This window comes from Longimicrobium sp. (genome assembly GCF_035474595.1).
In the GTDB taxonomy this organism is placed as follows: domain Bacteria; phylum Gemmatimonadota; class Gemmatimonadetes; order Longimicrobiales; family Longimicrobiaceae; genus Longimicrobium.
The window spans coordinates 23,498-30,584 of the sequence record NZ_DATIND010000077.1; the positions used below are offsets into that span (position 1 = coordinate 23,498).

Here is a 7,087-nt window from a genome sequence, read left to right on the forward strand (position 1 = left end):
TGCGGAGATACCCGGCGGGGACGGTGATCGTCAGCCAGCCGACGACGACTGGTCTCGCGATGCCCGCCGGGCCTTGCGCCGGGCCTGCCAGCGGGCGACCCGCCACGCCCACCGCACCACCGCGCCCATCCACGCCGGATCGGGCGCCGCGGGGAGCGGCTGCGCGGCGCCCAGCCGGTCGCCGGAGATTTCGGCGAACAGGAAGTTCTCCGAGGCCACGGGCGAGCCGGCCAGGCGCCGCAGCATGGCGAGCTGGCCGGCGTGCGTCATCGCGTCGGAGAACGGGCCCTGCAGCAGCTGGTCCAGGCTGAGCTCGCGCAGCGGCGTCCCGCGCGCCAGGTGCGCGCCCAGGTCGGCCACCATGCCGTGGAAGCGCTCGATCTCGGCGTCGAAGCTCTCCAGCGGCTCGGGCCGGAAGATCCCGCCGATGAAGAAGGTGCGGGCGTAGCCGAGCACGCTGGCCATGTGGCGCACCAGCTCGCGCGGCGTGCGCGTGCCCGCGCCGGCCGAAAAGTCCGCGAACTCCGGCGGCGCGCCGCGCAGCGCCTTCTGCGTGCGGTACGCGAGCGCCGCCAGGAAGTGCCGCAGCACCCGGCGCGTCTCCTCCGCCTGCTCCATTCCGCCTCCCGGTATCATCCAGGACGCCTGGTGAAGTGCAGGACCAGGTCGTCGTCCATCACCACGGTCTCGCCGCCGCGGACAATGCGGTCGCGGTAGCTGGCGCCCAGCCCGTCGGGGACGTAGCCCCGCCGCACATAGATCCGCTGGGCCGCGCCGTAGTCGTCGTACAGCCCCACCCCGATCCCCACCACCGGCGAGCGCGCGGCCGCCACGCGCTCGGCCTCGTCCAGCAGCCGGTTTCCCACGCCCTGCCGGCAGAAGGCGGGAAGGACGTTCAGGTCCTGGATCTCCGGAATTCCCTCGTCCCGGAATCGCGGATAGGTGGGCGTCCACACGACGGCCACGTACCCGCAGACCCGCATCTCCCGCCATGCGACCAGGACGACCCGCCGGTCCTCGCCCTGCTCCGCGAGATAGCGCTCGAACAGCTCCCGCGGCTTGGGCCACGGCGCGAACGCCGCCGCAAGCGCATCGAGGTCGCGCGCCTCGAACCTGCGAACCTCGACGGGAGCCTGCATGACCGGCGGGGGGATCTGGAGAAGGAGGGTCGGAAACGTGTCGCGTCAACGCGCCGGGAACGAACATCCGTCAATCCCGCGCCGCGTCACTCCGGCCGGAACGGGACCTCAATGCTGAGGCCGTCGTACGCGACGGTCGGGGAACACCGGGTTCAGGGGCGTTCCCGATCGGCCGGCGCGGAAAACTCGACCCGCTCGTAGATTTCGGCGAGCGCAATGGTGCAGCCGAGCGTCTCGATCGTGAGCGACGCCTCGGCACCGCTCACCTCCGTCAGCACCCAGCCCTCGCCGTCGCGAACGTACTTCTCCGCGCGTTGCCGGTCCTGCGAAACCAGGATGTATTCGCGAAGCGAGTCCAGCCGGCGATAGTGCGCGAACTTCTCGCCACGGTCGTATTTCTCCGTGGATTCGGAGAGCACTTCGATGATCACCGTCGGATTCAGCAGCGTGTCGAAATCGCCATCCTCGAACCGCGGCTCTTCGCAGAGCGCGACCAGATCCGGATAGGCGTAGATCCCGGTCTGCCGGACCTTCACCCGCATGTCGTTGACGTACGCCTCGCATGGGCGGCCGCGAAGCTGCGCCCCGATCTCCCGGGCGAGATTGAAGACGATGAGGTTGTGCGCGTGGCTCGCGCCTCCCATGGCGTAGATCCGGCCGTTCACGAACTCGCTCCGGTGACCGGCGGACCTTTCAAGGCGCAGGTATTCGTCGGGAGTGTAAACCGGCTGCACGAGCGGAGACATCGGGACCCCTGATCGAAGCGGATGGAGCGGCGAATCTGCGGTCTATATGTATATATGATTGATGTACGCCAGCGTAAGCATCGGCCGCCCGGGCGCCGCGTCACTCCGGCCGGAACGGCACCTCGATGCTGAGGCCGTCGTACGCGGCCGTCGTTTCGGGGAAGACGGCGCGCGCCTCCTTCTCCAGATAGCGCGGGTCGTCGGCGTAGCGGGGAGAAAAGTGCGTGAGCACCAGGCGCAGCACGCCGGCGCTCGCGGCCACCTCGGCGGCCTCGCGGGCGGTGGAGTGGCCGGTGTGCGCGGCGCGCTCGGCCTCGTCCTGCGCGAAGGTGGCCTCGTGCACCAGCAGGTCGGCGTTCGCGGCCATCTCGCGCGTGGACTGGCAGGGGCGCGTGTCGCCGCTGATCACCAGCCTGCGCCCCAGCCGCGGCTCGCCGACCACCTCGGCCGCGGTGACGACGCGGCCGTCGACCTCCACCGGCTCGCCGTGGTGCAGCTTCCCCCAGAGCGGGCCCTCGGGAATCCCCATCTCCCGCGCTTTCTGCGCGTTGAAGCGGCCCAGGCGCTCGTGCTCGACCACCGCCCACCCGAACGCCTTTCCCCCGTGCGAGACCTTGAAGGGGACGACGTCGTACCCGCCCCGCGCCACCTTCTCGCCCACCTCCACGCCGTTGATGCGCACCTCGAAGGGCACGCGCTCCACGCCCAGCTCCACGGCCTGCTTCAGCAGCGGCTCGGTGCCGCGCGGCGTCCACAGGTCCATGGGCTCCTCGCGCGCCTGCAGCCCCAGCGTGCGCAGCAGGCCGATGACGCCCAGGAAGTGGTCGGCGTGCAGGTGGGTGAAGAAGATGTCGCTGAAGGCGAAGCCGGTGCCGTAGCGCATCATCTGCCGCTGCGTGCCCTCGCCGCAGTCGAACATCATCACGTCGCCCTCGCGCTGCACGAGGATGGAGGTGACGTTGCGGCCCACCGTGGGGCGCGCCGCGGCCGTGCCGAGGAAGGTTACACGCATCGGTGCGCCGCGGCGCGGGTGCGAATGTGCGAGAGTGCGAGAGTGCGAAGGTGAACGGCGCTACTTCGCTCGCACGTACGACCGCGCGCGACCTCCGCGGATAAGCACGCCCCGGTCCGCACCGATGCCGTGGTTCCACTTTCGCACTTCCGCACTCTCGCACTCTCGCACTTCGTCATGCCGTAACCACGTCCACCTTGAGAAACGGCTCGATCTCCGCCTTGGGGATCAGCGCGGGCCAGTACGCCACGATCTCCTGCACCCGCGGGCGCCCGCCCGCGAACCCGGTGACCGACGGAGGGCCGGTGAGCACCAGCGGCGCGATCTCCTTGGTGAAGCGGTCCACCGCGGCCATGTCGTGCCCGCGCACGCTCCACCGCACCGTGACCTCGGCCAGGTCGCGCGGGACGGGGCCGGCCAGCGGGCCGTGCGTGGCGTTCCACCCCACGAACTCGGTCAGCACCTCGTCGAACCGCAGCCGCAGCCGGTCCAGCCGCGCGCGGAGGACGCGGTCGGCCGCCTGCGCCTTCTCCACCGCGTCGGGCCAGGAGTAGACCAGCGTGCCGCTGGCCTTCCACCCGTCGGAGTAGCTCAGGCTCACCTTCAGGAAATCCGTCGGCTTCGCGCCCCGCACGCCGGAGATGCGCACGCGGTCGGCCCCGGCCTCGTCCACGTGGATGGTGGTGAAGTCGGCCACGCAGTCGGGGGTGATGTAGCTCTTCGGGTCGCCCATCTCGTACAGCAGCTGCTCCTTCACCGTGGGCACGGCCACGCGCCCGCCGGTGCCGTCGTGCTTGGTGACCACGAACGAGCCGTCGGGCGCCGCCTCGATGATGGGGAAGCCCACGTCGGCCAGGTCGGGGATGTCGCGCCAGTTCCACAGGCAGTTGCCGCCCGACGCCTGCGCGCCGCACTCGTTGATGTGCCCCGCCACCACGCCCGCGGCGATGCGGTCGAAGTCGTCCCAGCTCCAGCCGAACTCGTGGATCATGGGCGCGTAGGTGAGCGCCGTGTCCGTCGACCGGCCGGTGATGACCACGTGCGCGTCCCGCCGCAGCGCCTCGACGATGGGCCGCGCACCGATGTAGGCGTTGGCGCTCTGCACCTTGCCGATGACGGCGGAGAGCGGCTCGCCGGTCTCCATGTTCTTCAGCTCCACGCCGCGCGCGAGCAGGTCCGGCAGCCGCTCCAGGATGTCGTCGCCGGTGATCATCCCCACGCGGGCGCGGCCCTGCAGCCCGGCCCTGCGCGCCTCCTCGAGCACCGCGTCGCGGCACCCCTCGGGGTTCACGCCGCCGGCGTTGGCCACCACGCGGATGTTGCGGTCGACCACGGCGGGAAGGATCTCGCCCACCAGCGGCACGAAGTCGCGCGCGTACCCCAGCGCGGGGTTGCGCGAGCGCTGCTTCTGCATGATCGACATGGTGACCTCGGCCAGGTAGTCGAGCATCAGGTAGTCGATCGGGCCGCCCTCCACCTGCCGCCGCGGAGCGTCGAGCTGGTCGCCCCAGAACCCCTGCCCGCTGGCGATGCGGATCTTGTCTTTCATCTACCGTTGTCGTCGATCGAATGCGAAGCCGCGGCGCGCGGCACGTTCACCGTGATCCAAACCATGCGAGGTGCCGCGCCGTGCGGCACCTCGCGCCCACTCACCCGCCGGGATCCTGCCTTCACCCGCGTGCGGGACCCAGCACGTCCTCGCCGCGGATTTCTCCGTCAAGCACCTCCGGTGATCGCCATCCGTCGCCCCGCCGATACTCGCGAACGTCGGTGTACTGCGAGGCAACCGGACTGCGCGCGACAATGACGATGTCGCGCTTGAGATCCACCAGCCAGTACTCGCGGACGCCTGCCTCCGCGTAGTGCTCCATCTTCACGGTGCGGTCGTAGAGCAGCGACGAATCGGCAACCTCCGCAACGAGCAGCGCGTCGCGCGCGCCGGGCTGCTCGTCTTCGTACTCGTCGGGCCGCAGGCGGTAGACCGCTGCGTCCGGATGATACGTCAGATCCTCGTTCACGCGGAGCACGTCCTGCACGCGAAGCTCCGCGTTGCCGAGCGGAGCACGCAGCAGCTTGAGCAGACGCGCCACGCACTTGGAGTGTCGGGGTCCGATCGGACTCATGTCGACGATCTCTCCGTCGACGAGTTCCACGCGGTCGTCTTCATCGAGAATCCCTTCTCTCCCGAGCCGGAAGTAATCCTCGGAGGTGAAGCGGAAGGGGCGCGTGCCCTCCACCACGACCCCGTCGATCAGCTCGGTCCCGTTTTCCGGAACCACGCCGATCTCCGTCATGCGCCGGTACTGGTCGGCGCTGAACCTGTGCGGCTGCACGAACTGAACAGCCATGGAGCTCTCCTCGGTTCCTTGCGCGAACGTCAGTGCATCTCGAACTGCCACCAGCGTGCGGTTCAACAACAGATCAATCCTCGCCGGGGCCGTCCAGCACGAGGTCCACCGTGATCTCTCGGCCGCCGAGCCCATTGGAGCGCCACGACTCCCCACGGCCGAACTCGTGCTGCTCGGCATACTCCCCACCCTCGGGGGACAGGAAGACGACCACGCGGCTCCGGGGCAGATCCACCACCCAGTATTCGGGAATCCCGGCGCGGGCGTACATCCGGCTCTTCACGTTCCGGTCGAACAGCACCGACGAGTCCGCGACCTCGATGACCAGCAGGGCGTCGGCCGAGGTGGGATGCGACTGGCGATAACGGTCTTTCCGCGGCCGCAACACGGCTACGTCGGGTACCGGCTCGCCATCGTACTCCACCTTCAGGGGCTGCTGCGCCGAAACCACTGCCTCACCGCGCAATGTCGCCTGGAGCCACTCGTCGAGGTCGCGAACACAGGCCGCGTGCGAGCTTCCGATCGGCGTCATCTCCACGATCTCCCCGTTGATGAGCTCCAGCCGGTCACCTTCCGGGAGGATGCCCGCTTCGCCCATGCGGTGGAACTCGTCCACCGTGAAGCGGTGCCGGATCGCCAGATCGACCATGCGTCCCTCCTTACGTCAGATGCGGCGGCAGGACGAAGGCGCCCAGGTGCGGGCCGGGGTTGTTCAGCGCCGTGCGCAGCGCCAGCGACAGCGCGGCGCGCGTCTCGTCCGGGGCCAGCACGGCGTCCACGAAGCCGCGCGCGGCGGCGTACTTCGCGTCCATCTGCCGGTCGTAGTCGGCGCGCACGGCGGCCATCCTGGCCTGCATCTCCTCGTCGGGCTGCTTCCCCGCCTTCTTCAGCTCGTCCAGCTGGCCGCTGAACAGCGCCATCACCGCCGAATCGCCCTCCATCACCCCCATCCGCCCCGTGGGCCAGGTGAAGATGAAGTCGGGGTCGAAGCCCTGCCCCGCCATGGCGTAGTACCCCGCGCCCGACGCGTGGTTGATGGTCAGCACGATCTTGGGCACCCCCGCCGTCGCCATGGCCTCCACGAAGCGCGCGCCCGCGCGGATGATCCCGGAGTGCTCCGCCTGCGAGCCCACCATGAAGCCGCTCACGTCCTGCACGAACAGGATCGGCGTGCCGTGCCGGCTCAGCGTCTCGATGAAGAACGCCACCTTGTCCGCCGAATCGGCGTAGATGATGCCGCCGAACCTGGGCGCGCCGCCGTGCGGATCCTTGAGCATCCCCCGCGCGTTGGCGATCACCCCCACCGGGATCCCGGCGATGCGCGCGGTGCCGCAGATCATCTCGGGCGCGTAGTCGGCCTGGAACTCGTCCAGGTCGCCCGCGTCGATGATGCAGGAGAGGAGCGCCCGCATGTCGTACGGCTGGCGGTGGTCCGCCGGGAGCGCCTGGTAGAGGTCGCTCTCGGGGCGGCTGGGGTCCTGCGCGTCGAACGACTGCGGCACCGGCACGGGGAGCGGGAGCTCGCGCACCAGGTCGCGGATCTTCGCCACGCACGCCCGGTCGTCCGGCACGCGGAAGTGCGCCACGCCGGAGATGGCGTTGTGTGTCCACGCGCCGCCCAGCGTCTCGGCGTCGGCGGTCTCGCCGGTGGCGCCCTTCACCAGGTTGGGGCCGCCCAGCCCCATGAACGACGTCCCCTCCACCATCAGGATCACGTCGCTGAGCGCCGGCAGGTACGCGCCCCCGGCGATGCACGGCCCCATCACCGCGGCGATCTGCGGCACCTTCAGGTAGCGCCGCATCACCGAGTTGTAGTAGAAGATGCGGCTGGCGCCGTACTGG

General features: G+C 69.8%; 8 protein-coding genes. All 8 read right to left on the minus strand.

From position 1 onward, the window contains the following. Window positions 1-30: 30 nt before the first annotated feature. The gene (locus tag VLK66_RS13030; protein ID WP_325309860.1) at window positions 31-618 is read right to left on the minus strand and encodes a hypothetical protein; all 588 of its coding nucleotides are present in this window, start codon (window positions 616-618) and stop codon (window positions 31-33) included. A gap of 14 nt (window positions 619-632) precedes the next feature. Beyond that, a complete protein-coding gene (locus tag VLK66_RS13035) occupies window positions 633-1,139 on the minus strand; it encodes a GNAT family N-acetyltransferase (protein ID WP_325309861.1) in 507 nt (168 codons plus the stop codon). Window positions 1,140-1,291: 152 nt separating this feature from the next. Then, window positions 1,292-1,885: a Uma2 family endonuclease gene (locus VLK66_RS13040; protein WP_325309862.1), complete on the minus strand. Its 594-nt coding sequence runs from the start codon at window positions 1,883-1,885 to the stop codon at window positions 1,292-1,294. 100 nt (window positions 1,886-1,985) lie between these two features. Then, window positions 1,986-2,897, minus strand: a complete 912-nt coding sequence (rnz, locus tag VLK66_RS13045; RefSeq protein ID WP_325309863.1) for a ribonuclease Z — start codon at window positions 2,895-2,897, stop codon at window positions 1,986-1,988. A gap of 175 nt (window positions 2,898-3,072) precedes the next feature. Further along, on the minus strand, window positions 3,073-4,446 hold the full coding sequence (locus VLK66_RS13050; RefSeq protein ID WP_325309864.1) for an acyclic terpene utilization AtuA family protein: 1,374 nt from the start codon (window positions 4,444-4,446) through the stop codon (window positions 3,073-3,075). Window positions 4,447-4,567: 121 nt separating this feature from the next. Continuing rightward, window positions 4,568-5,311, minus strand: coding sequence for a Uma2 family endonuclease (locus VLK66_RS13055; protein WP_325309865.1), 744 nt, complete (start codon window positions 5,309-5,311; stop codon window positions 4,568-4,570). A gap of 7 nt (window positions 5,312-5,318) precedes the next feature. Beyond that, entirely contained in the window at window positions 5,319-5,894 is a 576-nt protein-coding gene (locus VLK66_RS13060; protein ID WP_325309866.1) for a Uma2 family endonuclease, read from the minus strand. 10 nt (window positions 5,895-5,904) lie between these two features. After that, window positions 5,905-7,087, minus strand: a 1,183-nt coding sequence (locus VLK66_RS13065; protein WP_325309867.1) for an acyl-CoA carboxylase subunit beta, incomplete at its 5' end; no start/stop codon positions are given.